We start from the raw sequence: 26,705 nt of genomic DNA on the forward strand, positions 1-26,705 counted from the left end.
TCCGTGGCTGCGGGGTTGTCAGGCACCCTCTGTGACCAGCGACTTTCCTGCCGTGCCGCGTGGATCGTGTCGGTTTCGAGTTGGTCCGGCGGGCATTGCCGGACCGTCGCCGCCGCTGCGGATGGAAGGTGACGATCTCTATAGGGAATCGTCATGCATCCGTCATATTTCCACTGTCACTTCCGCTCCCCATGTCCTCGGGTACCGCGTTTCGACCGCAGAAACCCGGCTGCGCAGATGCGGCCGAAAATTGCCGGGACATGGCGAGTGACGAGATGGGCGCAGGGGTGGTACCGAACCACGGTCTCGGGCTGGGCGCCGTCCGTGCCGGACCGGACCGGGGTCACCCGTGGCGCTGACCCAGGTCCGTCGGTGCCGGATGGGTCAGGGTCGCCCGTGGCGCTGACGCTTGGCCGATGGCGCCGTGACCGACGACGTCCAGCCGCCGGTGGTGGGCGCATGGGGGTTCGCTGAGCTGCCGGCGGCGGTGAGACCAGAGGGATGGTCACTGGTCATGGCAGCGATCGTGCTGACGTCCGGGATGGTGCTTTCCCTGGCCCGGAGCGGGGGGAGTCTCCATCGCCCTTGTTCGTCGCGCGTCGGTTCCGGACCGAAGCGGCCTATTGCTCTCCTGAGGCGGGCGCTTGGTTCGGTGACGATGCCTTTGGATCTCAGGGAGGTGAGGTAGGCCCCGGTGGTGATGTCGACTGTGGTTCCGTCGGCGAGAGTGATGGTGTCGGTTTCGGTTTTACCGGGTGGTTTGGTGCTCTTGCGTTGTTCCAGGGCTGCCGCGTACCGATCGTCACTGTCGGAAGGCCGCTGTAGTTTAGGGAGTCTCCATCGTCCCTGTTCGTCGGCTTCTGGCCGTAGGTCGTATCGGGCCATCGCCCTTTTGAGGCGGGCGCTTGGTTCGGTGGCGATGCCTTTGGATCTCAGGGAGGTGAGGTAGGCTCCGGTGGTGATGTCGACTGTGGCTCCGTCGGCGAGAGTGATGGTGTCGGTTTCGGTTTTACCGGGTGGTTTGGTGCTCTTGCGTTGCTCCAGGGCTTCTGCGTACTGATCGTTCGTGCCAGTGATCCGGCGACGTCGGTTCTCCCCGGTGAGCGGGTTGGGCACTGCGGCGCCGTACGGTTCCAGGAACTCGTCGGACCAGATGCCGTCGATGTCTGCGGAGTTGACCCTCTCGGCGGGAAGGTGGCCTTGCCCCTGCTGCGCCGAGCCCAGTGGAGCCCCGGCAAACCAGTCGGGTTCGGTGGTGGTGCCGTGCTCCGCCAGGAAAGCTTCAAACTCACGTGAATTGATGTGCGAGTTCCTGGCGTCGTTCTCTCCGCTCATCGCTGCTGCTACTCCGGTTGGGCCGGGGTTCGTCGACATGACGGGGTGCGCAGCGAGTTCGCAGACGTGAGGGGTGATGTCCTGCGGAAGGGACGAGCGGAGCCTCGTAAGTGTCCACTTCCCCTGTTCGTTGCGGGTCGGTTGTGGGCCGAAGAGTCCTATCGCCTTCTTGAGGCGGTCGGTGGGTTCTATGGCCATGCCCGAGCTGCGCAGGTTGCTCAGGTACTTCCCGGTTGGGATTTCGAGGGTTGCGCCGTTGTCGACGGTGATTGGGTCGGTTTCACGCTGCCTAGGTGTAGATCTGGTTGTGCGGGCACGGTTCTCCAGGGCCAGGGCGTATTCGTCCTGGGTGTAGGAGCGTTTCTCGATCTGTTTGGGGAGTGTCCATTTTCCCTGTTGGTTGCGGGTTGGTTGTGGGCCGAAGAGTCCTATCGCCTTCTTGAGGCGATCGGATGGTTCGGTGGTCACGCCCTTGCTCCGCAAGGTAGTGAGGTGTCCTCCGGTAGGAACTCCAAAGGTTTCCCCGTTGCCGAGGGTAATGGGATCGATTGCACCCCGCGGGGGTGGCTTTGTGGTCGTTAGTGCTCGTTTCTCCAGGGCCTCCGCGTATTCATCGTCCGTGTAGGAGTGGAACTCGCCTCGTTTGGGGAGTGTCCATCTTTTCTCTTCGTTGAGGGCTGGTTCTGGGCCGAAGAGTTTTATCGCCTTCTTGAGGCGTTCGTTCGGCTCGGTTTTGAGACCCATGCGCCGCATCCTGGCGAGGAAACGTCCGGTGGGGACGTTGCGGCTGGTCCCGTCGGGGAGGGTGATGGGGTCGGCCTCAGTCTTCGAAGGTGGCTTGCGGGTTCTTTCGCTGCGCTTCTCCAGGGCTTCCGCGAGTTGGTTCTGGGGGTACTGCATCCGCGCCTGGCCGAACCACCGGGGCTCCTCGGTGCCGTACTGCGCCACGAACTCGTCGAAGTCGCTACTGTCGATGAATAGGGAGTGGGAGGTCCCCGTGGCCGTGGCACCTTCCGCGAGTGGAGCGGTCGGGTTCCCGGGGCCGTCGTTTCGGTCCATGACTGCTCCTTCTGTGGTGGGCTGCTGTCATGACGGATCTGCCGGGCTCCGGTTCGATGCCACTTTCCGCGCAGGGTCTGACGGCGTTCAGTCGGGCCCCGTTCCCGGTAGGCGCTCCGTGCCGGTGGGTTCTGCTCCGCAGCTACGCCGCGACGGTACGGGCGGCGGCGTACAGGTCGGCGGGGAGCGGGTGGGCCAGCTCCCAGACGATCCGCATCGGCCGGTCCCCGGTGTGCGAGCGGTACGTCATCGGCCCCGCGTACAGGTAGGGCGGCGCACCCAGGTCCCGGTCCGCCACCCGGGAATCCCTGACGAACAGGTGCACGGTCGACCCCCGGTCGGCGTGGTGGACGTACCGCTGCCCGGTCACCGACCCGGTCGAGGTGGTGCTCTGCGACTCCCACTGGAACAGCGTCTCGGTGATCGCCCGATCGGCGTACATCGTGGTGGGGGAGTAGTGGTGTTCCGCCTTGACCAGGGTGACGAAGAACAGGTCGGCCCGGGCGTCGGGAAGCCACTTGACCCCCTCCCGCAGGGACCCCGGGTTCGACATCCCGAACGCCGCACACGCCTCGTTCCGGCTGTACCGGGCGTGCACCCGCAGCGGCCCCAGCGGCGTGGTGACCCGGTGGATCCGGTCCCGGAGGACCTCGGCGACCTGGCGCAGCTCCACGCACCGAGCCGGTTCCGCCCGGAGCCGGGCCACCCGTTCGTCCCGCGAGGTCAACGGCGCGTTCGGTCCCCACAGGTCGAAGTGCAGGAGGTCCCAGAGCCGCCCGGCACCCGGCGGGCTCCCGGCGGCGACCTCGTTCGGCTGCTCCCCGGCGGCGACCCGGGCCAGCAGGTCGAGTCGGTCGACGTCGTCGAGGTGCAGCATCCGCCCGATGGCCCTCCCCAACTCCCGGTCGTCCGGCCCGGCGGGCGGCACCGCCAGACCGGCGGCCCGACGCAGCCCCGTCCACCCGCCCAGCGCCGCCGACCGGTACACGTCCTCCACCTCCAGGCCGGTCTCGGTGAGGAACTCCCCGAGGGTGACGTCCCCGAGCTGCCGCAACTCCGCGACCAGCCCGGCTCGGGAGGTGGGCAGCGCCGACTTCAGATTGGCGAGCACCACATCCTTCGCCACCCGGTCGAGCTGGATGTGACACCCGCTCGGCAGCGACGGGAAGTCCTGGTCGACCGCGTCCCGGAGGGCCCGACGACTCACCCCGGTCAGCGCCCGCCACCGCAGGTCGAACCGGAAGTTCGCGTGCTGACCGCCGATGAAGTCGAGCACCGTCAGGCAGGGCTTGTCGTCGTCGAGGCGCAGCCCCCGGCCGAGCTGCTGAAGGAAGATCGTGGCGCTCTCGGTGGGCCGCAACATCAGGATCGTGTCCACCATCGGCAGGTCGACACCCTCGTTGAACAGGTCGACGGTGAAAAGGACCCGGAACCTCCCGGCCCTGAAGTCCCGCAAAAGCCCGGGCCGCTCCAACCGGTCCACACCGGAGGTCACCGCCGCCGACGGTACGCCGTGCCGGGTGAACCAGTCCGCCATGAACTCGGCGTGCCCGATGCTCACGCAGAACCCGAGCGCCCGCATCCGCCCCGGGTCGACGGTGTTCCGTACCGCCTCCAGGATGATCCGGGCACGCGCGTGGTCGGCGGTGTAGAGGTTCTCCAGCTCCGTCCGGTCGTACCCCTGCCCGCGCCTCCACCGCAGGTGGGACAGGTCGGTGTCGTCGTGCAACCCGAAGTACTGGAACGGGGCCAGGAGCTGCCGTTCCAACGCGTCCCACAGGTGCAGCTCCACCGCCGTCCGACCGTCGAACCACCGCCGGACGTCCCCACCGTCCGTCCGGTCCGGCGTCGCCGTCAACCCCAGGAGTACGCGCGGCGTCAGCCGCTCCAACAACCGGGCATACGTCGGGGCCTCCGCGTGGTGGAACTCGTCGACGATCACCATGTCGTACGCCCCGGGGTCGATCTCCCGCCGGTGCAGCGACTGGATCGAGGCGAACAGGTGCCGTGCCTCCCGTGGTCGTTCCCCGCCGACCAGCAGCTCCCCGAAGCTCCCGTCGGCCATCACCTGCCGGAACGTCGACCGGCTCTGTCGCAGGATCTGCTCCTGGTGCGCCACGAAGAGCACCGAGTCGACGGTCCCGGCCCGATGCAGCCGCCGGTAGTCCAGGGCCGCCACGATCGTCTTGCCGGTCCCGGTCGCCATCACCACCAGGTTCCGGTGGCGTCCGTGGACCTGTCGCTCCGCGTCCAGGTCGGCCAGGATCTCCGCCTGGTACGGGTACGGCCGCACATCCAGGTTGGCGATCTCGGTCGGCGCCTCGTCGGCCCGTTCCCCCCGCAGTGCGACCCGGAGCCGCTCCCCGTCGACGGTGGCGTCGTAGCCTTCGAAGGCCGGATCGTGCCAGTAGTCCTCGAAGGTGGCGGCGAAGGTGTCCACCACGTGCGGCTGCTCGACGTTCGAGATCCGGACGTTCCACTCCAACCCGTCGAGCAACGCCGCCCGGGACAGGTTGCTCGACCCGACGTAGGCGGTGGTCAGGCCGTTGCTCCGCCGGAACAGCCAGGCCTTGGCGTGCAGCCGGGTGGTCCTGGTCTCGTACGACACCTTGATCTCGGCCCCGAGTTCGGCGAGCCGGTCCAGGGCCCGCTGGTCGGTCGCCCCCAGGTAGGTGGTGGTGATGACCCTGAGCCGGCCACCTCTTTCCCGCAGTTCGCGGAGGGCCGGCTCGACGGTGCGTACGCCGGCCCACTTGATGAACGCGCAGAGCAGATCGACACTCTCGGCCGAGGCCAGCTCGTGGTTGATCTCGTGCCCGATCCGGGGCTGGTGTCGACCGTTGACCAGGAGCGCACCTGTCGAGAGTGGAGTGCTCGGGCGGTCCGGGAAGTGCGGCTTCGCCGGCGGGGTCGGTGGGGCGGCGATGGCGTACAACAGGTTCCGGGCGTCGGTGACCTGGTCGTCTGCGTCGACGGCCGCCGGTTCGAGGTCGGCGATCCGCTCGGCGATCCGGTTGGCCACCTCCACCTGCCGGGCCACCCTGTCGTCCCCACCGGGTACGGCTCTCAGGGCGCGACGGGCCAGGTCGGCGAGGTGCCGGGCGAGGATTTCGGGCGCGTCGGCCGGATCGAGCCGGTCGAGCTGCATCAGAGCGGGATCGACGCGCCGAAGCTGCTCGGCGAGCTGACCGGTGATCAGATGCTCATGAATGCCCTGCCCAAGATCCGTCACCGACCGAGGCTACCCAGCGGAACGACCACCCTGCTGCCCGCCGAACGGCCGAAACGCGGATTGCCGGAAGCGGTGCGATTGCTCCCCGGTTCGCGGGCTAGACCCAGGACACCCACACCGATTGGATCGAATTTCGCGATCCTTGGATGGCCGAGCCAGAAGCTGTCGAGGCGTACGAGGCCACCCGGCTCGCCGTTCGACTTGACCGGATGATTCATCGGGCAGGCAGCGCCGGCAGCGTCAGACGTTCGTGGGAACAGCCAGAAGGCCAGTCGCCTGAAGTCGCTCGTGGGCAAGCCGGACGTGAGCTGGAGTGAAGAGTTGCGCCTTTCGATCGCTCCAAGCCTGTACCCGCTGGATCAAATCGTCGACATCTACCGACGGGGGGTTTGTTACGGCGGCGTAGTGCACCGTTGCCAGCAGCTCAAGGCTGTACGGTGCCTCGAACCCGTCGACGATCGCGGAGACCCGTTCTTGAATCTCGTCAGGGACGGGGTTCTGGCTGAACCAGGAACCGACATCTTCCACCGCACCCTCGAGCAGTTGGATTGGTCGCAGCTCCTCGACGTGAGCAGACCGATCGCCCAATCCGATGAGGTAGTGGCCCTCAAGCAGGTCCAGGACATGGTTGAGGTTCTCGGCGTACGGGCCGTAGCGTCCCCGATGGAAGGTCAATCGGAGTGGCTGACCGAGCACCTGGAGGAAGTAGGCGATCTTCTGGATCTCCAAAACGGTTACGCCGTCACGGGGCTCCAACGCACGGGCACGTTCCAGGTAGCGCTCGATGGCTCGGAGCAGCGTTGCGCGCCCAGGTGTCAGCGCCGGCTTTTCGGTGGCGACCGGCATCTCGGCGGGATCAGGCGCGCCCTCGGGCGGGAACAGCAGCACTCGGACGTCAGGCAACTCAGCGAATGCGCGCTCGATCATCGTTCGGACCTGGTCCCAGTCGAGCCCGCCGTTGCCGCAGCCTAGTGCTGGTACGGCGACCGATGTGATGTGCCGCTCGCGTACCACTCGGACCAGGTCAGCCAGCCCAGCTTGGATGTCTGCGGACCGTGACTTCGCTCGCCAGTGCCCCTTGGTGGGGAAGTTGATCACATAGCGATGGGGTCCGAGGCGGGCTGAGTCGAAAACAAACATTTCGCCTAGTTTGACTTGATTTGCGGCGCAGGCCGCTCGGTAGGCCGTGTAGTTGGCGGGATGGGCGCGCTTGAACTGGAGAGCGATGCCCTTGCCCATCACGCCTACGGTGTTGACCGTGTTGACCAGGGCTTCCGCGTCAGCAGTCAGCAGGTTGCCATGGCTGATGACGATCATCAACGCACCTCCTCCCGGGTGTAGCCGTAGTACCAGGTGGGCCTGACAACAACGTACGCGTCGATGATGCCAGCAGCACCGAGGACCTGCCGAAGCTGCGCCTCCCGCGCGGCGGTTCGCACGACGTAGCCGGTGACGAGGTGTACAGGGAACTCCCGGTGCACGAGAAACTCGGCCATCCGTCGCCGGGTTCGATCCGTGTCCGCTGGCACGTTACGCCAGTACTTTTCCTTCATCAGTGACCAGTCGACAAGATCGGCAAGTTCCGCCAGGTTCCCGGAGAACGTCGTGAGCCTCGCTGCGCAGTTGCCGTCGCTCGCGACCCAGGGCAGACCGGCAGCACACACTCTGTCGATCGAACTCACCAGGTAGACCAGTGGATCGTCGCCGTCTGGATAACAACCTGCCCGTCTGTCCCGATGCTCGCACGCGATGCGGAACATCATTGGAGACAGCGGCGCGAAGTAGAACGGGACGTAGTCGGCCACCATTCCACCAGGTGAGCAGGTGACCGCGCGACTGCGGCGGCTCGCCTTGATATCGACGGCCCCGACATCGGTCGCCAGCCGGGCACCAACGGTGTTGTCAGCAACGAGCCGGCCGAGACTGAGGATGCTGGGCAGGTTGTCGACGTGTGTGAAGTGCATGATCTGCGCCAGCTCAGGGTGACGGGCTGACACGGTCAGTCCAGGTCGCCGGGGTCGATCCGGGCTTTCACGTCGGCATGTTCGGCCAGCAGGTAGAGCAGGTTGGAACCGTCGATGAGTTCCAGTGGTTTGCCGGAGGCGAACTCGTACGAGGCGGGGCCGTAGCCGCTCGTGGTCACGAGGATGCCCTTGGAAGCGCCCTCGTTCTGCAGCGTGCCGAACAGGTCCCGGACCGCTGACACGTCGACGGTGTTGCGGTAACGCTTGGCCTGGATGACGACCTTGCCGCCGAAGATGGGACGTGGGTCGAAGGCGACGCAGTCGACGCCGCCGTCCCGGGATGCTCGGGTTTGCTTCGTGTCCAAGCCCATCTTGGCGAAGAGATTCTGGATCAGGCTCTCGAATTCGTTCGGCGTGAGCTTGAGCAGGTTGGGGCGTTGATCAAGGTCGGCCAACACGTCGACCTCGTCGACGAACCGCTTGTCGACCATGTCGAACTCCAGGACGGGACGAACCGGTGCGAGTTCGGCGGGGCGCTTCGACACCGAGGCGTTGAGATGTTGCAGACAGGCGAGCGGCTCTACCAGAACCAGGTTCAAGGCCGTGAAGACCTCACGGGTCGTCCGAAGTGTCACCAGGCAGGGCTGGACGGAGGAGCCCGTCCGAGGATCAGTGGTGTCGACAACGCCGTTGAATACAACCGTCTCTACCAGTCCCGAACGATCTGCCTCAAACAGCTCGTGAACGGTCCGCAGCGTGACCTGGGCGACCAACTTCGCGTACCGTTCCTTGATCTCCTTGGCCGGGCGGGCAGCAGTGGTGACCTCGTCACGCGCTTTGACGTAGCGGTACTCCCGAACAGCGGGAATCACATCCAGGGTTGGCAAGTGGTACTCCACCACCAGTTGCCGGGACTCCGGCACGTATGCCAGGCGATAGTGCTGCGGAAAATCGTCCGGGTACACGGAGTTGCCCAACACCATGCCGAAGTACTCGACTACCTCGGCCGGTTCTGCGGCGGCGACAGCGGCGGCGAAACGGTCGACCTCTGCGTTGTGGGCAGCGGCCTCGGCGTCTGCCTTGGCGCAGCGCTGTTCATAGCGCCGACGTGCGGCCGATAGTCGCTGCTGGCGGTTGGCCTCGGCTGCGGCATGCTCCTGCTGCGCCTGCCCAAACGCCTGTTTTGCTGCGGCGAGCTGCTGTTGGTACCTGGCCTGACCACCGAACATTCTCCCGAGGGCGGAAGGGGTCGATGGTTCAAACCGCCGCCAGTCAGGCATAGGTAGGGGATTGGCGAGATCTCCGGGTTTGAACTGCGGGTGCTCAACCGCCTTTCGAAGTCGCTGAAGGTCGATGTAGTCGTCGACATCAAGGGTCGCGGTAAGAAGGCTGTCCAGTTCTTCTAGATGCGACTGGAGACCTGAGTTGTCGGCGGCGACATCGGCGATCCGCGCCTCGATGTACAGCCTTTTTCGCTCTCGCTGGTCGAGGGCGTTTGCCCGCTGTGCGGCCTTCATCGCGCGATCGGCCTCACGGCGTAGCTGCTGATGCTGCCGGTATGCGGCAGCTTGAGCCTGCTTCTGGGCGCGTACCTGGCGTGCGTGCGCCCGCTGCATCTCCTTGAGGATGCCCACGGTAGTCCTAAGTGTCAGGAGGAATGCGGAGCCGAAACCATAGCCACGCAGCAGCTCGAAGCGGAACCCGACAAGATCGCGTGGCGCGCGAACCTCGGTTCGAATTTCCGCTATTGCGGTGGTGTAGTCGGCTTTGGATGTCCGATCACGGACACCGCTGTTCGGCAGACAGAGGAATCATCAGAACGTCGAAGGTCGGGGCGTGGTCCCAGCCTGGGCGGAGGCTGGTGACAGTGCGCCAGCCCCAGCTTCGGTACGCGGCCTGGGCCGGCGCGTTGTCCGGGTCGGCAAGGAGGGTGGCCCGTTCCTCGCGACGACCACGGAGCAGCTCGTCGTGCAGGGTCTTGGCGATGCCTCGGCGTCGCCGGTCCGGGGCGACCATCAGCTCGCTGATGGCGAAGGTCCGCTTCCCGTCCTCGTCGGTGAACCCGACCGGGACAGGCTCGTGGATTCCGGTCCACCAGCCTGTCCCGGCCGGCAGCGGGAAGCCGTAGATGTACCCGACCAACTCCCCGTCGACGGTAGCGGTGACCAGGTCCCACCCGTCCCGCTGCATGTGGCCGTCGCTCCGGGCGTCGGTCGGCGTCGATGGTGAGCCAGGCGGTTTCGATGGCCAGGTCGGCGAGGGCGGTCTGGAGGGCTTCCCCGACCTCTCGGCTGTACCTGGCCTTCGCGGCCCACGTGGACAGATGGGCTTGGACTCGGATGGCGACGTCGCAGAGCTGGTTCGCGCCGACCGCCGCGTCGGCCCGACGGAGTTCGTCGACAAGCGAGCTGGCGTAGCGTACCTGCTCAAGGCCGATGGACCGGGGCGCGTCGGTGGGTGGCGCGAGGAGGTCGAGGGAGCCGGTCGCGGCGATTCCCGCGAGCGCGGCCAGGGCGTGGAACTGTCGGCGGTCCGTGGTGCCACCTCCTGGGTCGGATGCCGTGGCGGCGGCATCGGCCGGTCCCGGCGGGGGCGTCGGTCCGGCTTCCTTGTCGGGTACGTCCGGCGGCCCGCCGTGCAGGGGCTGGTCGGGCAGGCTGAACCACAGGTGCCGGGGTGGGATCCGGAGTAGTTGCGCCCAGTGGACGAGCCGGTCCAGGTGGACGACGGGCGGGCCGTTCTCGATCCTGCTGAGCTGGGCCTGGGTGATGCCGAGCCACCCGGCGTCGCGCCCCTGCACGCTGTTCACCTGTTTGCAGGGGCCCCTTCCTCTACCGGAAGCGATAGGAAGGGGCCCCTCCTTTCATCCGGAGGGTGGGTATGGCGGTGGAGGAGGTGGCGCGGCGGTGGCTGCGGTTGGTGGTGGGCAGGTGGTCGCCCGGCTCTAGTCACCCATCGTGATGGGGTCGGTAGACAGGAAAGATTATTAACTGTTGATTGTGTCCAACTGTTGACAGGTTGCATCGATGAACGTGAAGCTGTGAGAGCGCTCTCTCGTCATCGACGGGGTTGCCACCAGCCGATACGGCTCGGTGTCCGTCCTGCCGTGCTGGCCTTTTCGGGGGTCGAGGCGAGGTCGCGTGGAGCATGGTCCCCAACCGAAGGAGTCACCATGCGTAACAAGCAGTTGTTCGGCGGGAGGTTCGGTGGCGTCCTGCGTGGACTGGCGACGCTGGTGCTGGCTCTCCCCGTCACGCTCGCCGTGCCCCCGAGCCCGGCCGCAGCCGTCGGTCCCGCCCTGCTACCCGTCACCGTCACCAACAACTCGGGTCGCAGCGAGGCCGTCCACCTGTACATCCTGGGCACCGACATCCGCCCCGGCGGGGGGCTCGGCTACGTCAACGCCGCCGGGACGTTCACCCGCTGGCCAGCCGGGGGCCTGCCCCCGACACCCGCCCCCGACGTGGCGATTCCCGGCCCGTCCCGGGGCGGAAGCGTCACCGTACGGGTCCCCCGGTTCATCTCCGGGCGGATGTACTTCTCGTTCGGCCGCAAGCTCGACTTCCGGCTCACCCCGGACGGCCTGGTCCAGCCCGCCCCGTGGGCGGGGGCCGACCCGAACCGGGACATCCTCTTCGACTGGTCGGAGTTCACCTACAACGACGCCGGGATCTGGCTGAACAGCACCCAGGTCGACCACTTCGCCGTCCCGCACGCGGTAGCGGTCACCGACGCCCAGGGCACCAGGAAGACCGGTGAGCTGGTCGCCAACGGCCGGGCCAACGTGATCAACGGTCTCCGGGCACAGCCGGCGTTCGCCCGGTCGGTGGTCACCCGCTCCGACGGTACGGTGCTGCGGGTCCTCGCCCCCGGCAAGGCCGCCGAGGCGGGGCTGATGGACCCCCGGTACCTCGACGCGTACATCACCTCGGCGTGGCAGGCGTACACCGGTCGTACCCTCACCGTCGTTCCGCGCAGCGCCGAGCCGAACCGTCGGTTCTTCGGTCGGACGGTGGGCACGAACATGGTCTTCACCGACTCGACCGGTGCCCGGGTCGCCACCGTCGCCAAGCCCACCACCAGCAACGTCTGGGGGTGTGACGGGGTCTTCAACGCCCCGAACGTCGCGCCCTTCATCGAACCCGAGATCAAACGCACCCTGTGTACGGCGCTGGTGCGCGGAACCCTCGGCCGGTACGACGTCGAGCCGAACCTGACCGCCGCCAACTTCTACCGCAACAGCGCCCCGAACCACTACTCCCGTCTCATCCACGCCAACATGGTCGACGGCCGGGCGTACGGGTTCCCCTACGACGACGTGGGCGGATTCGAGTCCCTCGTGCACAGCGGCGATCCCCGCTCCGCCGCCGTCATCCTGACCCCGTTCCAGAGCTGACCGCGAAACGTCCGGTCGTGACCGGCTCCGACAGGTCTGTCCCCGTCGGAGCCGGTCGTCGTCGTGACCCGGATGTCAGGCAGCGGAAGAACCACCAGGTGAGGTGGAGGTCGTGGGCTGCACCCCGTCGGCACTCAACTGGCTGTTGAGCTCGGGCAGGATCGCGTCGAGTTCCTGCCTCAGCAGTTCGGGCCGGTAGCGATTCAGATCCTCGACGGCCATCCGGAGCGCCGTCAGTCGTAGCTCAGGTCCGGTCAGTCCGGCGAAGACCGCGCCGTCGACCGGAGACGCGTCACCGGCGAGGTGAAAGGGCGGGGAGAGAGTCCCGAACAGACCGTGGCGGCCACGCTCCTCGGCGATCTCGGTCCACGCCTGTGCCACTGGCCGCCGGACCAGCGTCGCTGCCAGCTCCGTGACGCTGTGCAGCTTCTGCCAGGCCGTTCCATGACGGGCAGTCCGTCTCCGCGCGGCAGAGACCAGTCGTCCGTACCGTCGCTCCAAGCGGCGGCGGCGGCGGCGCAGCCGGGCGGACTGGTCGGCGTACGGGTTGTGGGCGTTGGCCTTGAACCCGATGGCGGCGAGGGTCAGGAGAACCAGTAGGGCCACCATCGGCAACTGGAGGAGTCGCTGTTCGGCGTCGTCGCTATCACCCCTCAGGTACGCCCAGACCCCGAGAACCCCGACCACCACGGTGGTGAAGGTGACAGGTAGTACCCAGCTCGGCCAGTACGGGTCGTCGGGGTGACGCTCCTCGTCCTGTGGCCGCCAGTCGAACAGGACACGGCGCAACAGGACGGCCCAGGTGAGGCGTCGCCGCACCGGGCGTCGCTCGGCCCGGTGCCGGTGCCGGTGCAGCGGGGTGCCGAGCAGGCTGCCGGCCAGGACCAACGCCATCACGATGCCCACGCCGGGAAGCAGAGCGGCCCAGTACTCGAAGGAGCTGGAGTCCGCGACGTCGAGGACGTCGCGGAAGGACTCCGCGAAGAACGCCGTGTCGTAGACCGCGCTGACCAGGATGGCCGACCAGACCACGGTGGGATGCTGCCACACGGGACGGTTGCGGGGGTCCTCCGGCCCGGACCCCGAGTGCTCACGGGCGTTGCGGCGATCGTCCTGGACCGCGTCGTGAAGCCGCCGATCGGCGGCCAGCATCTCCAACCGGTGCAGCGACACTTTGGCTCGGTGCCAGGCGTGGACGACCCTCTCGACGGCTCTGTCGATCTGGGTGTGCGTGGCGGTGAGTGCCGACTCAGCGGCCTCGCGCGCCCGGATCAGCTGGGCGGACTCGGTGTGAGAGAGACGGTCGACGGGGTACGGCTGCGAGCCGGTGGCCAACTCGTCCGAGGCCGGACGAGCCACGGTGAGTGAATGCTCCCGGGGGCAGGGGGTGGGCAAGTAGCGGCGGCCGTCGGTGCCCGCCGTGTCGAGCACGCCGTTGTCCATGACTCATCCACTCTCTCTGGTGACGATGATCTCGACGCGACGATTCAGTTGAAGGCAGTCCTGGTCCCAGGTGCCGTCGGCCCGTTGCTCACGGGGGCACAGCAGCTCCTTCTCGCCGGCACCCCGGATCTCCGTCACCGGCAGCCCCAGATCGCCCAGGAGCCGGGCGGCCGACTCGGCCCGTCGTTCGGAGAGCCGTTGGTTGTGGGCAGGACTGTTGCGTGAGTCGGTGTGGCCCACCACCTGGACGGCGGCGATCCCGTATCGGCTGGTGACATCTTCGGCGACCTGTCGCAGTCGTTCCCGTCCCCTCGGGGTGATCGCGTGCGATCCGGTGGCGAAGAGAGCAGCCGACGGCACGGGGTACGTGACGAAGTCGGGCCGGTGAACGGGAGGCCCGGCCCCTGGCACGAAGGTGACCTGCGGATCCGGGTGTGGCGCGGCTGCGCCGCTGCCACCGTCCTTCGCGCCGTCCGAGATGACCGGGACAGGCGAGGTGGAGATGTCGCAGGCAGCAGCCTGCGCGGTGAGGCACACCTTCTCCCAGTACTGGCGAAGCCAGGCCAGGTGGCCGGTCTCGGGAACGGGCTGCCCCTCGGCGGGGTGTCCCAGACCGAGCAGCATCAGGTGCGTACCGGCGAGGTCGACCGGCCAGTCCGGGCGGTCGGGGCACTCGGCGACTGCCGCCTCGATCATCTTGTCGCTACCCACCGGGCGAACCCCGAAGTCGGCGCAGCCCACGGTGCTCAACCCGTCAGTGGCGATCACCACCGTCCGGCGGCCGACGGTGGCGTTGGTGTGTCGGCCCGCGACGGCGAGGGCACCGAGTAGATCGGTGCCGGCGACCCCGGCGCGGGCCATGGCGGCCTGACGGGTGGCCTGCCCCAGACAGGCGCGTGCCCGGTCTTCATCGGCCTTCCGACGTTTGTCCCGATTGCGGGTGGAGGCGGTCGGATAGTCCGTCACGGTCCAACGCACAGTGGCGGCCGAGCCGTCGAAGCTGCCCACGGTGACCACGTCGCCGCGCGTTACGGCCCCGTTGATCTGGGCGATGAGTGCGGTCGGGTAGTCGGGTGCGGCTCCGGCCGACCGGATCGACGCGGTGACGTCGACCAGGACGACGGTCCTGCCGACGCTCTGGTCGTGCCCCGCCTCCGGCGGGGAGCAGTCGAGCTTCCGTTCGCCGCACCCGCCGACGAGTCCGGCGACCGCCGTCACGACCACGGCCGTCACGGCCACCGGCCGGGTCCTCATGAGTCGACCTTCGGAAGGTGGCTGCCCTCGTCGAGGCCCATCTGCTTGCGGAACGCTTGTACGGCTTGGTCGTACGCGTCGGCGAACTCGTACAGGCCGACATGCTCGTGGTCCCGGCTCGCCTGACCCAGGACGTCGACCAACTCCTGGACGGCTGCCCGCCGGTCCTCGCCGTACCGGGTGACGACGTCCGCGAACGGGCGGTCGGTGAGTTGGGCCGCGTACCGGACGACGGCCTCGTGGCCGAGTGTCTCGATCAGCTTCCGCCACCGCAGGATCATTGCCTCGAACCGGGCGGCCCGCAGCCCACCGAGGGTGGCGTTGGCCTCCACGTCCAACTCCTGACGGGCGTACGGGAGCAGGTGTTCCCGGACCCGTGGGTCGGGCAGCACCCTTACCCGGGCCGCACAGCGGACCTTGCCCCGCACGCCCGAGTAGCACCAGTCGCTCTCCAGCGCCTTCTGCATCTCCTCCTCGGCCTGCGCGGCGTGGTACGGGGAGAAGCCCCGAGCCACCTTCCAGATTCGCTCCCGGACGGTGTCCTGCGCGCTACTGCTGTACTCCGCCGCCTGAGTGGTCAGGTCGTCGTACGTCATCTCCCGAGTCGACCAGACCAGGTGGGTGTGAACCTGGAATTCGAAGACGTCGCCCTTGCACAGGGCGGTGCTCACCGTGCCGTCCCCAGCGGGCTGGTAGACGACCTCCACCAGCGGGACCGGTGGGGGCGGTGGAGGTGGTGGTGCCGTCGTCGGTGCTCCCCGGAACCAGTCGACGATCCGGTGCCACAGGCTGCGGCGCGGTGCCGGGTGGACAGGCGAAGTACTCACCGATTACCTCCAGGAGGGGTCGGATCGTCGCCGAACGTGGACGATCCCGAACGGGCTTCGAGGACGCGGCGGGCGGTGGCCGACTGCCGCCGCCACGTGTTGAGGTAGAAAGTCCCTCGGCTGGCCACCGAGCCGGTCGACAGGCGGGACAGCAGGGCGACCATCTGCTCGGCGATTTCGTCGTGCTCGTCACCGAGACGGGTCCAGACCGACAAGGTCTGCCAGGCACGGAAGGCGGTGGTCGGTTCGGTGAGCGCGGTTCGCCAGACCTCGACCAAGTCGTCGAACTTCGGCTGGAAGTCGCCGCCCGCGTGCAGCAGCAGCGGCCAAACCTGGTCGGGCTCCGGTGCGGCCCGGCGCGCGAGCAGGGTCAGTCCCCTAGCCCCGTGCACCCGCAGCCGGCGCAGGTCGTCGTGTTGCCACTCGACCAACGTCCGCCAGGTGGCCTCCGGTGCGGCGTCGTAGAGGACGACCAGGGAGCGGGCCACGGAGGCGCTGCCGTTCAGGTCGTCCCGACTGGCCAGCTTCCGCAGTTGGCCCAGGGCTTCCTCGGGTGCGAGCGCGCCGAGGCTGGTGCCGTAGGCGCGGGCCGCCGCGTCGTGCAGGTGCGGGCTGCGGCTGGCAGCCCAGTCCCGTGTCCGGCCCCGGACGCGGCCGAGCAGGCGAGGGTCGAGGGCTGCGATGTTCAGCGCCCAGACGGCGGCCTGACGAATGGATCCTTGCTGGGAGGCCGCCCACCGACTCACCATCGTGTTGCAGACGACGTCGAAGTCGTATGTCGCCAGCCAGCCCATCAGGTAGGCGGCCCGTTGACGTACGCCCTCCCGGCCGTGCAGGACGAGATTCTCCAGCCAGAGCAGCAGCGGAACCCGGGTGGCGTCGAAGTCGTGCCAGGCCGCATCGAGCAGCGCCTTCCAGAGCTGAGGGTCGGCCAAGCGGGCACGGCGAGGTATCTCGTCGACCTCGGGGGCCGCCAGCGGTGCCTCGTCGGCAGACAGCCGTAGCATCTGGTCAACGCCACCGTCGAAGATCACCCGGCTGAGCTGATCGGTGCGACCCTGCACCCTGTGCATCACGGTGTGCAGGTCGTGTGCCGCGGCGAAGACGTCCGCCAGCGGATAGCCGTGGAAGGCGGCGTACGCGATCTGGAGAGCCTGACGGCGGGGTGTGGTCTGTGGATCCTCGGTGGACAGGTCGACGGTGTCCTGTCTGAGCAGCCGGCCGGCGAGTTCCCGTCGCCGAGCGTCTCTCCGCAGCCCGACGAGGGCAGTGTGCAGGTCGTCCTCACCGCCGGTCCACGCGGCCAGGGCACCGGCCAGTTCGACGACCTCGGCAGGGCGCGGATGCCGGGCCAGTTCGTCGGATACCGCCTCCTGTGCGAGACACCGCTCGACGAACCCCGAGCGGCACGTGCCGGAGCAGGTCGGGCAGGCGCCGACACACAGGCGTCGACGGATCAGGATGCGCAGGAGGTGACGGCGCAGCACGTTCTCCGCCCGTGGGGCCAGGTGCCTGACGGTGTACGGCAGCAGCGCCGGTTCGGGGGTGACGGTGCGCTCGTCCAGGATCACCAGGAATCCCTCGGCGTCTCGGGCCTGCTTCTCGAAGGTGCGCAGGGTGCCGGGGCTGACAACCGTCGGACCGGCCAGCTCCAGGATGGTGGCGCGCTCACCGGCGAGCAGATTCTTCTCGCCCGCGAGGTCCGCCAGGCTCACTTCGGACTGGCTGACCTCGATGCCGGCGACCCCGTTCTCGGGGTCGGCTACGCTGCGCAGCAGCATCTCGGCCGTGGTGCGTCGGCCAGTGCCGGGTATTCCCTGTAACAGGATCACCCGCTGGTCGCGAAGCTGCTCGGCGGCCTGGTCGAATCCCGTCATCTCCACCTGGGTGCTGGCCACCTCCTCCAGTTGCAGCCGGGTGCTCTGGGATCGCAACACGGTTATCTGCCGACCGTCCGGCCGCTGCAGGAAGTTGATCTGAGATCGGTCACCGACGACCGCCACGCCTACGTCGGAGAGTTCGATGCCAGGCAGAGAGGCGACTGTGCCGCGGTGGGACTCGGTGGTCTGCTCCTGATGCCAACTCTGGTCCGCCCGATCGGTGCCCTCGGCGGTCTCCTCGTGTTCAGGGCGGTGTCGTTCCAAGTCGGATTGGAGGTCACCGACGGGATCGGCTGGATGTGAATCGGCCGGTGCCGTTGCCGGCGCGGCGGGTTCGATCGGTGACTGGGGGACCTGCTCGTCGGGCCGACTCTCGTCACTCATCGCGGACTCGGTTGAAGGTGGTGTTGCCGAACTGGAACTTGTTCCGGTCACCGACGGAGAGAAGGCCGATGTCCCTGGCCGTGATGCCCCGAGACGCTGCGCCCCGCGCCGAGGGAGTGCCACCGCCCTGGTTTCCCGGCGCGGGCCGCTGGGTGTCCGACGGATCGCCGTCGTCGGGGTCCGGCTCCGTGCCGGTGACGTGAGGGGGCTGGTGGCCGGGCACGTGCAGCCAGGCGAACCGGTCGTACGCCTTGCCCGGCACGACGGCGCGGACCCTTCGAAACATCCGAGGTTCCAGACCGGCAGCCGCGTGCGGTACGACCCGTTGGTACATCCCGTCAGAGATCATGGTGACGATCGGGGCGTCCGGGAGCGCCACCGTGGCTTCCCGGGCGGCCCCGCTCTCCTGCAGCCGGGTGGCGGCGACGATCGGATCACCGCCCTGCACGACATGTCCCGGCTCGGTGACGACGTCGCCGAAGTCGATTCCGACACGCAGCCTCAGGGTGTGGTCCTCGTGCTTGTTGCGGTTGTAGCGCAGGATCGCGATTCGAAGTCGGTGTAGGAAATCGTCGAGCAGCCAGGCTGCCGGCACGTCGGCGGGGGCGAGAATGACCTCGCCGTCACCGCGGCTCTCTCTGATCCAGGGGTTCGGCACCGGGCAGGTCTGTTGGGACTCGGTGATTGCATTCTCGGCGGCGTTTCGCAGCTCCGAGTGGCGCGGGTATCCGCCGGCGCTGGACTCGACGATGTCGGAGGAGATGGCCGTCCAGAGGTGTGGGTGTTCCATGGGGTCTCGTCACCTGCTTTGCGAAGAGAGGGTGTGGATCTCACTGTGCGACGGGATTTTCGACGAGAGCTAGTTGATCTAAATCAGGTGATGCATGAATCCGGTTCGGCGACCCGACCGAGGCCGCTTTCGTCGCGGATGACGATCGATCCGTGTCGGGTGCGGAGCAGGCCCCGCCGGACCAGGGCGCGTACCGCCCGGTGGGCCGAGACCTGCGCGGCACCGACGAGTTGGGCCAGCTCTCGTTGGGTCAGATGCACCACCAGTTCGTCGCCCTCCTCGACGGCGAGATCCCCGAGGACGACGGCCACCCGAGTGGTGACGTCGTACGACGCCTGCACGCTGCGTTGGTCGGCGATGCGCAGCCGGTCGGCGAGCACCTGGGCGAGAAGCCGGTGCGCGGCCGGATGCCGACGTAGATAGGAGTCGAAGGCTCTGTCGGGGATTCGCCGGACCACGACGGGGCCGTTCGTGATCACGGAGGCAGACCGTGGCCGGTCGTCGAGGAAGGCCAGTTCCCCCACCAGGTCTCCCGGCGCACGTAGGGCGATCCGGTAAGGCCCTCGGCGGTGTCCGTGCAGCATGATCCGAACCCGACCGCTGGTCAGAAGCAGAATGTGCCGACTGTGCTCGCCCTGCTTGAGGAGGCAACGGCTGTCCGGGTGCTCCTCGCGGCTGCCGAGCAGGAGCAGGGCATCGCGGTCGGGTGGCGCCAGTCGTGCCACGAAGCTGCTACGAGACCATCGACCCCTGGCGAGACGGGGGTGAGGATTTTCAGGCATGGTGGGTTCTCCTTTCGCGTCAGAGCAGGCTTGCGGCGATGGATGCGACGGAGAACGCGGTCAGCACGGTCCCGATCCGGATCCAGCGGTACTTCGTCATAGCCAGCTGGCTGAGCCAGCAGAGTTCGGCGATCAGGCCTGGCAGGCTGTTCCGAGCGGCAGATGCCACGTGGCGACCGACGATGTCGGGGTCGCGGAGGCGAGCGACGTGTCCGAAATAGGCGACCTGCCGGGCGTCAGGTGGCCCCCCCGTCCGCGGGACCAGCACCATGACCAGGGCGGTCAGCGCTAAGGTGGCCGCCGCGCACCCCGACCACCAGAGCCAGAGCCGGCCGAGCGCGAGCTGCTCTAGGGACCAGTCCGTCCCGGTCAGGAGGGTCAGCAGGGCGAGCAGCCCACCGCCGAACATGGTCAGCCACTGCGTTGCCCGGGCGTCGGCGCGGCGTAGTTCGTCGCGTACTTCGGAGAGCAGTCGCTCGGCCAGGCGGATCGCCGCCGGGTCGGCGCTGACGCTCGGGTCGCGACGCAGATGCAGGTGCTGCCTGCTCCTGCTGGCGTCGGCCGCTGGGTGTCGTCGGGCGGTATCGACCCGGCGGCGAGTGGCGAGCTGAGGTGGGGGTGACTCGTGCATGGCGCTCCTCGATAGGGAGGTGGGCGTTGCTGGGCAGCCGCCGGTGGTGCCCGTGCCATCGAGAGTCGCGGAGGTCGTGGTCGGTGACGATGTCGCGCGTCACCCTTGCTCTGTAGACATCGACACAGAGCCGGCGAGTGAGCGCAGCAGGTCTGCACGGACCACGGTGATGCGGCGCCGCCCGGTCAGCACGATCCGGCGCTGCCGCAGGATCCGCAGTGTCCGGGCGACCACCTCACGTGAGACGCCGACTGCAGCGGCCAGGTCGTGTTGGGTGAGGGGTAGGTCGATGACGACGCCCTCCCCGACAGGACTGCCGTTCTTCTCCATCAATTCCACCAGCAGTGCGGCGAGCCGTTGGTCGCCGTTGCTGGCGCCGTACTCGACCCGTCGGCCGTCGGCCTCCCGGAGTGCTGCTGCCACGTGTCTGACCAGAGCCAGGGCGATCTCTGGTCGGTCGGCCAGGCACTCGTGTAGACGTTCGGTGCTGAGGACAACCGCCTCGACCAGGGTCAGCCCGGTCACCGTCGCCATCCGGGGGTGACCATCCACTGCCGACAGCTCGCCGAGGATGTCGCCGGGTCCTCGGATGGCCAGGAGTGCGAGCCAGCCCCGGCGGGACGTTGACTCGACCTTTACCCATCCCTTCTCGATCAGCACCGCGTGTCGGGAGGGGTCGCCCTGATGAAAGAGGGTCGTGGTGGCCTGATAGATCCGCTTGTTACCCGCCCGCCGGAGTGCGTCGAGCGCGGAGGGGCTGAGACTTGCCGCGAATGTGCTGTTCGTCGGAGTGTCTTGCATGGTGACGGCAGCGCTGGTTGATCGGTCACCGTCATGGTGAAGCGTCATGAAGCGTACCTCCTGGGGGCTGCACGAGTAGTCGGCACGCATTCGTGGTCAGCAGTCCCGTGAGTAGGACTGGGTACGCCATGCCGTGGCCACTTCATCCCTTGTGAAGGTTCTTTTCTATCCTTTCCGCTCCGCGGAGGAGATCCACCGAACGGCTGTCTGAAGGCTCTTCGACCGGTCCGCGTCAATGACCGATTGCGGGGTATCAACCGCCGGTAGGCATCAGGGTGCGCCGGGGATTGGAGTTGATCGAGCTTTCGGTGGGGTCGGCCTGGTCCATCTGTACATCCTGGGCACCGACATCCGCCCCGGCGGGGGCCTCGGCTACGTCAACGCCGCCGGGACGTTCACCCGCTGGCCAGCCGGGAGCCTGCCCCCGACGTGAAGATCCCCGGCCCGCCCCGGGGTGGGAGCGTCACCGTGCGGGTCCCCCGGTTCATCTCCGGGCGGATGTACTTCTCCTTCGGCCGCAAGCTCGACTTCCGGCTCACCCCGGACGGCCTGGTCCAGCTCGCCCCGTGGGCGGAGGCCGACCCCCTGTGTACGGCGCTGGTGCGCGTCGTGCCCGTCCAGAATCCGGGACGGAGGCTCGGTGGTCGAACCGGGGGCGGGCGGTGCCGTAGTTGCGACGAACAGTCGTCGAGACGAGGAGCACCCGGTGGGCGGAAAGCCGAAGTCACCAGAACCGAAATCGGTGACGGACCTCAAGAGGTTCCTGACTCCCGAGAATCTGGCCGCGTTCGAGGAGATGCCGAAACGCGTCCAGAAGCGGGTAGCCGAGAAGGAGATGACGGTCCAGGTCGTCCAGGGAATGAGGAGTCACCAGGCCAGCCTCAATCCACCCAAGAAGAAGGCCGGTTCCCTGCATCGGGCCATCGTCCACAGCCGCCCGGAGGCCCAGGCGCAGTACGACGAGCGGTACGGCCAACTCAACCAGTACGTCACGCAGTACTGCGCGAAGCGGGCGGATCAGGATGCCGCGGCAGCCGCCGCGACCGGTGACGTGTCGCAGTACGCGGGAATGTCGTCGGCGCAGGGCGGACCCGGGCCGGTCGGCTCCAGCGCGAGGCCCGCCCACGCCACCGGGCCGATGCAGTGGCAGTCGAGTTCGCCGGGACGCTGACGGAATGAACGGTGACGGAGGCCGCCGGGCTGCGGCCCGGCGGCCTCCGTCACTGCGGACGCGTGCCGGGCCGGTCCGGACCGCCGGAGGCCGGCAGGTTCAGGTGAGCAGGATCGTCCGCAGTTCCGCACCCGGGTTGAGGCCGCCGACCACCCGACCGTTCGCCGGATCGTGGACGTGGACGGTGTGGTTGCGGCGCATCAGCTCCCGGACCGACGGGGGCAGCGGCGGCGGGTCGTCGATCGTGTCGATGACCTTCCGGGCGGTCGTGACCAGCCGCACGGCCAGGGTCGCCCCGTCCGGGTCGACCCGGACCCGGGCGTACTCCCAGCCGGTCGTGGTGAGGTCGAACAGCTCGAACAGGCGGGCCAGCAGGGGCAGCGGGTCGATCACCCGGTCGAGCCGGGACGCGTGCTCACCGAGGGCCGTGGTCGCCGCCGCCACCTGGAGGTACGGGTGCAGGCCGCCCGGCAGGGCGAACAACGGCCACCGCAGCTCGGCCGCCGCCTCCCGCCACAGCGGACGGTAGTTGCGCCTGTCGACCAGGAGCCGGTACCCGGTCCGCCGGTGCAGGTCGGCGGCTTGGCCGAGGACGAGTTCGTGGGCCTGGTCGGCGGACTCGTGGACGATCCGGGCGGCCACGACGAGGCCGTCGTCGCCGTCGAGGAGACGCCTGATCGCGTCGGCCTGGTCGGCGACCGGAGCCTGGACGTGAAAGCCGAACCGCTGGCGCACCTCGGTCAGGAGGGCCTCCTGACGGCCCGGATCGTGCTGGACCTGGTCCCTACCCAGCACTCGCTGGAGCCACCCCATGTCGCCTCGTCTCCGCAGCCACCCGAGAACCCGGCAATGCTAACCGAGTCCACCCACCACGAAACGGTAAGGTGCGACCTGCCGGTGGGGAGGTGGGGCGATGCGGAAAATTCGGGTGCCGCCCGCTGTCGAGGCGGAGCAGGTCGTGGGGGCGGTCCTGGCCGACCTCCGCTCCGGCCGCCACCGGGGCGTCGTGGTCGACTCGCCGCCCGGAGCCGGGAAGTCGACGCTGGTGGTCCGGGCCGCCGTCGAACTGGCCGCCGCAGGTGAGCCCCTCATCGTCATCGCCCAGACCAACGAGCAGGTCGACGACCTCATCGACAGGCTCGCCGGCAAGGCACCGGAGCTGCCCGTCGGGCGGCTCTCGGCGAACGACTACCGGCCACCGGAGCGGGTCACCGCCCACGACCACGTCCGGATCGCCTCGAAGGTGACCGACCTCGACAACCCGGCCGTCATCATCGGTACGGCCGCCAAGTGGGCACTGGTCACCGAGGGCTCCTGGCAGTGGGCGATCGTCGACGAGGCGTACCAGATGCGCTCCGACGCACTCCTGCGGGTGGCCCGGCGCTTCGAGCGGGCGTTGTTCGTCGGGGACCCCGGCCAGCTCGATCCCTTCTCGACTGTGGAGACGAGCCGGTGGACCGGGTTGACCTGGGATCCGATGCAGTCGGCGGTGGCGGTGCTGCTGCGGCACAACCCGGACCTGCCGGTGCACCGGCTGCCGGTGTCGTGGCGGCTTCCCGCCTCGGCGGCACCCGTGGTCGCGGCGGCGTTCTACCCGTTCACCGGGTTCCGTGCCGGCACCGGCCCGGCCGACCGGGTGCTGACGCTCACCGAGCCCGGGGTGGGAGACCCCGTCGACGCGGCGGTGGAGGTGGCCGCTGCCTCGGGCTGGGCGCTCTACGAGCTGCCGGCCCGGCACACCCTGCGTACCGATGCGGAGGCGGCCTCGGCCTGCGCGGAGCTGGCGCTGCGGGTGCTGCGTCGGGGCGCGGTGGCGATCAGCGAGCACGCACCGCAGGGTGCTCCGGTCTCCGCTGACCGGATCGCCGTCGGGGCGGCACACCGGGACCAGGTCGCGGCGATCCGCGCCCATCTCGGCATCGCCGGAGCGGGTATCACCGTGGACACCGCGAACCGGCTCCAGGGCCGGGAGTACGACGTGACCATCGTCCTGCACCCCCTGTCGGGTCGGCGGGACGCTACCGCCTTCCACCTGGAGTCGGGGCGGCTCTGCGTGCTGACCTCCCGGCATCGGCACGCCTGCGTGGTGGTCGCGCGGGCCGGGATCGGGGAACTGCTCGACGCCCACCCGTCGACCGAGCCGGTCCACCTCGACGTGCCGGTACGGTTCCCGGACGGCTGGGAGGCCCACCAGCAGCTCCTGCACCTGTTGCACCGCCCCCGCGCCTGACGGTTCCGCGCCTGACCGTCCCGGGCCTGACGATCTCGCTCCTCCCGCGCCTGACCGTCCCGCGCCTGCGGTCCGCGCATCTGACTCACTTCGTCCCGTGTGACTGATCTGTGCGGCGGCGGCAATGCACGTCGACGCCGATTGCGCCGCCACCAATTCCCGACATTGCTGTCGCGGTCCCGATAGTGCGAACACCCTGATGATCTATATCGGTCGATAGAGTCCGCCGCAAAGGCCGTCACCGAAAGGCGGACCATGACCGACCAGTCCCCACCCTTCCCCCGCCGCAGACTCCTCGCCGGTGCGGCGGCCACCTCGGCGCTCGCCGCCGTCGGCACGACAGTCCTCGCACCGGCGGGGCACGCCGCCCCCGCCACCGTCCCGACCGGAACCGAAACGATCCGATCCGGTCCCGCCCCGGCGGTCCGGGACCGGATCGCCACCGCCCGTCTGATCGCCGCCGACGGCGACCCGGCCGGGCTCCGTCTCCGCACCGACCTGCACGAGAGGCTCACCGCCTGGTTGGCCTTCTGGTCGGCGAACTCGCCGCCGTCGTGGAGTGCCCCGGTCGCCGTCCGGGGCACGGCGACCCTCGGCGGAGACGCGTTCACCCTCCTCGCCGTCGAGGTCCGACGGGGCGAGACGCCCGTCGAGGTCTTCACGGCGGCCCGCTCCGACGCCGTCCACCGGGCCACCGAAGCGAGCCTCCACCACCACTTCCCGACGGTCCGCCGGTCCGTCGGGGGCGGCCTGCGGGTCGTCGACGGGTCCCCCGGGTTCACCGGGGCGACCGAGCAGACCGCCTTCGTCGCCGAGGTCTGCCGTGACCTGTGGGGCACTGCCGGACGGTCGGCCGACTGGCGAGGCGAGGCCGGCCGTGTCCTCACCCGCACCGGTGGTCCCGCCGACGTCACCGCCCGGTCCGGGTGGGCGGCCTTCACCCGGTCGACCCTCCGGATCGGCCTGGGTGCCGAGTCCTACCAGTAGAGGAGAGCCAGATGGCCCGCAGCGAGTTCCGGTTCGTGGTCGACGGGGTCGACCTCACCCCCGAGCAGCAGACCCACATCTCCAACGAGATCCAGAAGGCCGGCCTCAACGCGCTCACCGTGGCCGGTGCCAAGTTGAGCGCCCCGCTCACCGTCGGGCACACCAACCCCAAGCTCCGCCCGGAGTGGTACGGACTCTGGGTGATCGACGGGCCGCTCGGAGCGGAGCTGGGTCAGAAGATCAACGACATCGGGTTCTGGATCCAACGGTGACCGGACCCGTCCACCGGCCGGCCCCGCCGGAGCGGATGTGCCCGAGTACGCCGGCGGCGAACGCCACCGTCTTCCTCGGCATGATCACTCCGGCGGGGCGGGTCGCCTACGTCACCCCGCAGGTGCCGGCGGAGGTCGCCCTCGGTACGCAGACACGCGAACCGGGGCCGGTGGAGTCCCGCTTCCGGCTCGCCGGCCCCTGCGTCACCTCGTCCTGCGGGTTCTGGACCGGCACCAACTGCGGGCTCGGTGAACGCCTTGCCGACTCCTACCGGGAGACGGGCGGACCGGCCGACGTGGACCTGCCCAGGTGCGCGATCCGCCGGTCCTGCCGGTGGTACGCCGAGCAGGGGGCCCCGGCCTGCGCCGCCTGCGCGCACGTGGTCACCGACGCCCGCTGACCCGAGTACCGCCACGAGTAGTCCCCGGCCTGTGCTCCGAGCGCCCTGACCTCCCCGAACGGGACAACGCGAGCCGCCGTTGTCTCGTAGGGTGGGTGTGCCTCACCCGTACGGCTGGTCCGGCACCGGCAGACCCGTCGTCACTGTGGGGCGCGCTCCCGGCCGTCGGGGCGGCAACCTCGCGGTCGGTCGGCCGGGCCCGGTGGTGCAGGTGATGCGGGATCAGCTCCACTGCCGGGCTCGGCCCCTCGGCGGTCAGCCGGAGCGGGTCGTCGCTGGCGGTGTCCGCCGGTCCAACCCTGCGGAATGTCACGCAGAGTTGAAAATTGTCTTGAACCGAGGCCGCCTGCGGGCCGTACCAGTGCACGAGGATGCGGCGAGTCAGCCGCACCGCTGGGAGCTGCGGGAGGGTCACCGTGCGAGTTGGTCAGCAGTCGACGGATCCCATCGATAAGGTGCTGGGCGAGGTGCCGCTTCCGGTGCCACTGACCCCCAATGACGTTCAGGCTGCGGTCTGGCTGCTGGTGGTGCACGGCGCCGAGGAGTGGCCGTCCGGGCCGATCTGCCGGAACGACGGTGCGTCGTTCCCCTGCCGGTCGCACCGCTGGAGCCGGCGGGTGCTGGAGACACACGGGCTCAACGAGCGCCAGATCGAGGCGTTGATCAAGCACGGGAACCCCCGTGTGCACGTACCGTTCCCGTTCGTTCTGGACCGCCCGTCGGTCCGCCCCGGGACGGTTCCGGGGCGGCCGGGTGCCGTTCCGGGGCGACCGGGCATGGGTCCGGGGCGACCCGGGACGATGCCGCCCCGGGCGGGGGCCGTCCCGGCACGCACCGGAGCGGTGCCCCCCCGCCCCGGTACGGTC

22 protein-coding genes and 1 pseudogene are annotated in these 26,705 nt (G+C 68.7%); 8 read left to right on the forward strand and 15 right to left on the reverse strand.

What is annotated here, in order from left to right; translation table 11 throughout:
• Positions 1-384: 384 nt before the first annotated feature.
• From ABT336_RS08930 to ABT336_RS08955, 6 genes are all read right to left on the reverse strand, one after another.
• Positions 385-2,394: a hypothetical protein gene (locus tag ABT336_RS08930; protein ID WP_350895954.1), complete on the reverse strand. Its 2,010-nt coding sequence runs from the start codon at positions 2,392-2,394 to the stop codon at positions 385-387.
• A 142-nt stretch (positions 2,395-2,536) separates the two neighbouring features.
• The gene (locus tag ABT336_RS08935) at positions 2,537-5,626 is read right to left on the reverse strand and encodes a DUF3427 domain-containing protein (RefSeq protein ID WP_350895955.1); all 3,090 of its coding nucleotides are present in this window, start codon (positions 5,624-5,626) and stop codon (positions 2,537-2,539) included.
• Positions 5,627-5,866: 240 nt separating this feature from the next.
• Entirely contained in the window at positions 5,867-6,943 is a 1,077-nt protein-coding gene (gene darG / locus ABT336_RS08940) for a type II toxin-antitoxin system antitoxin DNA ADP-ribosyl glycohydrolase DarG (protein ID WP_350895956.1), read from the reverse strand.
• Positions 6,943-7,623, reverse strand: a complete 681-nt coding sequence (darT, locus tag ABT336_RS08945; RefSeq protein ID WP_350895957.1) for a type II toxin-antitoxin system toxin DNA ADP-ribosyl transferase DarT — start codon at positions 7,621-7,623, stop codon at positions 6,943-6,945. The genes darG and darT overlap by 1 nt, the downstream gene beginning before the upstream one ends.
• A gap of 2 nt (positions 7,624-7,625) precedes the next feature.
• A complete protein-coding gene (locus tag ABT336_RS08950) occupies positions 7,626-9,224 on the reverse strand; it encodes a restriction endonuclease (protein WP_350895958.1) in 1,599 nt (532 codons plus the stop codon).
• Positions 9,225-9,369: 145 nt separating this feature from the next.
• The gene (locus ABT336_RS08955; protein ID WP_350895960.1) at positions 9,370-9,780 is read right to left on the reverse strand and encodes a GNAT family N-acetyltransferase; all 411 of its coding nucleotides are present in this window, start codon (positions 9,778-9,780) and stop codon (positions 9,370-9,372) included.
• A 982-nt stretch (positions 9,781-10,762) separates the two neighbouring features.
• Between ABT336_RS08955 and ABT336_RS08960 the strand changes: the two genes are divergently transcribed.
• Positions 10,763-11,986 carry a beta-1,3-glucanase family protein gene (locus ABT336_RS08960; RefSeq protein WP_350895961.1) on the forward strand — a complete coding sequence of 408 codons (1,224 nt, stop codon included), beginning with the start codon at positions 10,763-10,765 and terminating at the stop codon, positions 11,984-11,986.
• A gap of 75 nt (positions 11,987-12,061) precedes the next feature.
• Here ABT336_RS08960 and ABT336_RS08965 read toward each other — a convergent pair whose 3' ends face one another.
• From ABT336_RS08965 to ABT336_RS09000, 8 genes are all read right to left on the reverse strand, one after another.
• The gene (locus ABT336_RS08965; RefSeq protein WP_350895962.1) at positions 12,062-13,429 is read right to left on the reverse strand and encodes a hypothetical protein; all 1,368 of its coding nucleotides are present in this window, start codon (positions 13,427-13,429) and stop codon (positions 12,062-12,064) included.
• Between the two features lie 3 nt (positions 13,430-13,432).
• Complete coding sequence (locus ABT336_RS08970; protein WP_350895963.1) at positions 13,433-14,668, reverse strand: OmpA family protein; 1,236 nt, start codon at positions 14,666-14,668, stop codon at positions 13,433-13,435.
• Between the two features lie 11 nt (positions 14,669-14,679).
• Positions 14,680-15,510: a hypothetical protein gene (locus tag ABT336_RS08975; RefSeq protein WP_350895964.1), complete on the reverse strand. Its 831-nt coding sequence runs from the start codon at positions 15,508-15,510 to the stop codon at positions 14,680-14,682.
• Positions 15,507-17,447 (reverse strand): nSTAND3 domain-containing NTPase, encoded by a 1,941-nt coding sequence (locus ABT336_RS08980; RefSeq protein ID WP_350895965.1) that lies wholly within the window; start codon positions 17,445-17,447, stop codon positions 15,507-15,509. The genes ABT336_RS08975 and ABT336_RS08980 overlap by 4 nt, the downstream gene beginning before the upstream one ends.
• Positions 17,448-17,766: 319 nt before the next feature.
• Positions 17,767-18,564, reverse strand: a complete 798-nt coding sequence (locus ABT336_RS08985; RefSeq protein WP_350895966.1) for a hypothetical protein — start codon at positions 18,562-18,564, stop codon at positions 17,767-17,769.
• A gap of 83 nt (positions 18,565-18,647) precedes the next feature.
• A complete protein-coding gene (locus ABT336_RS08990) occupies positions 18,648-19,289 on the reverse strand; it encodes a Crp/Fnr family transcriptional regulator (RefSeq protein ID WP_350895967.1) in 642 nt (213 codons plus the stop codon).
• Positions 19,290-19,365: 76 nt separating this feature from the next.
• Positions 19,366-19,977, reverse strand: a complete 612-nt coding sequence (locus tag ABT336_RS08995) for a Pycsar system effector family protein (protein ID WP_350895968.1) — start codon at positions 19,975-19,977, stop codon at positions 19,366-19,368.
• A gap of 99 nt (positions 19,978-20,076) precedes the next feature.
• Entirely contained in the window at positions 20,077-20,826 is a 750-nt protein-coding gene (locus ABT336_RS09000) for a Crp/Fnr family transcriptional regulator (RefSeq protein ID WP_350895969.1), read from the reverse strand.
• 420 nt (positions 20,827-21,246) lie between these two features.
• Here ABT336_RS09000 and ABT336_RS09005 point away from each other — a divergent pair.
• Both ABT336_RS09005 and ABT336_RS09010 read left to right on the forward strand, forming a co-directional pair.
• A pseudogene (locus ABT336_RS09005) lies at positions 21,247-21,303 on the forward strand (hypothetical protein); the annotation flags it as partial.
• A 217-nt stretch (positions 21,304-21,520) separates the two neighbouring features.
• Positions 21,521-21,949 (forward strand): hypothetical protein, encoded by a 429-nt coding sequence (locus ABT336_RS09010; RefSeq protein ID WP_350895978.1) that lies wholly within the window; start codon positions 21,521-21,523, stop codon positions 21,947-21,949.
• Positions 21,950-22,048: 99 nt separating this feature from the next.
• On the opposite strand, the gene ABT336_RS09015 is transcribed toward ABT336_RS09010, so the two are convergent.
• Positions 22,049-22,744 (reverse strand): hypothetical protein, encoded by a 696-nt coding sequence (locus tag ABT336_RS09015; protein ID WP_350895970.1) that lies wholly within the window; start codon positions 22,742-22,744, stop codon positions 22,049-22,051.
• A gap of 118 nt (positions 22,745-22,862) precedes the next feature.
• Between ABT336_RS09015 and ABT336_RS09020 the strand changes: the two genes are divergently transcribed.
• From ABT336_RS09020 to ABT336_RS09040, 5 genes are all read left to right on the forward strand, one after another.
• Positions 22,863-24,179: an AAA family ATPase gene (locus ABT336_RS09020; protein ID WP_350895971.1), complete on the forward strand. Its 1,317-nt coding sequence runs from the start codon at positions 22,863-22,865 to the stop codon at positions 24,177-24,179.
• A 255-nt stretch (positions 24,180-24,434) separates the two neighbouring features.
• Complete coding sequence (locus ABT336_RS09025; RefSeq protein ID WP_350895972.1) at positions 24,435-25,166, forward strand: hypothetical protein; 732 nt, start codon at positions 24,435-24,437, stop codon at positions 25,164-25,166.
• A gap of 11 nt (positions 25,167-25,177) precedes the next feature.
• The gene (locus tag ABT336_RS09030) at positions 25,178-25,438 is read left to right on the forward strand and encodes a hypothetical protein (RefSeq protein WP_350895973.1); all 261 of its coding nucleotides are present in this window, start codon (positions 25,178-25,180) and stop codon (positions 25,436-25,438) included.
• Positions 25,435-25,839, forward strand: coding sequence for a hypothetical protein (locus ABT336_RS09035; protein ID WP_350895974.1), 405 nt, complete (start codon positions 25,435-25,437; stop codon positions 25,837-25,839). Before ABT336_RS09030 ends, ABT336_RS09035 begins: the two co-directional genes overlap by 4 nt.
• Before the next feature lie 479 nt (positions 25,840-26,318).
• Positions 26,319-26,705 (forward strand): hypothetical protein (locus tag ABT336_RS09040; protein ID WP_350895975.1); only part of this gene is annotated, 387 nt, incomplete at its 3' end.

Origin of the sequence: Micromonospora sp. NPDC000207 (assembly GCF_040300925.1) — a bacterium.
Taxonomy (GTDB): domain Bacteria; phylum Actinomycetota; class Actinomycetes; order Mycobacteriales; family Micromonosporaceae; genus Micromonospora.